This window comes from Xanthobacter autotrophicus ATCC 700552 (assembly GCF_043194565.1).
GTDB classification, from domain to species: Bacteria; Pseudomonadota; Alphaproteobacteria; order Rhizobiales; family Xanthobacteraceae; genus Xanthobacter; species Xanthobacter autotrophicus_F.
Genome location: NZ_JBAFVS010000113.1, coordinates 1 through 269, shown reverse-complemented (window position 1 = coordinate 269; position 269 = coordinate 1). Strand labels below are relative to the sequence as shown.

Sequence of the window (269 nt, the reverse complement as noted above, 5' to 3'; positions counted from 1 at the left end):
ACTATCGGCCCTCGCTGACCCAGCAGGAGCTGGTGGCCGCCGGCTGGCTGGGGCGCAAGTCCGGGCGGGGCTTCTACGATCATGCGGCCGGCGCCGTGCCCCCTGCGCCCGCCACGCTGCCGGCCCAGCCGGCGCCCCGCGCCGTGACCGTCGAGGGTGACCTCGGGCCCGCCGAGAGCCTCGTCGACCTCCTCGCCAAGGCCGGCATCGCGGTGACGCGCAGCGCCGGTGCCGGCCTCATCCGGCTGGAGGGGGCGAGCCTCGCTTTG

The 269-nt window shown here is 77.0% G+C and carries 1 pseudogene; it reads left to right on the top strand.

Annotated elements, in window-relative coordinates:
- A pseudogene (locus V5F48_RS25145) lies at window positions 1-269 on the top strand (3-hydroxyacyl-CoA dehydrogenase); the annotation flags it as partial.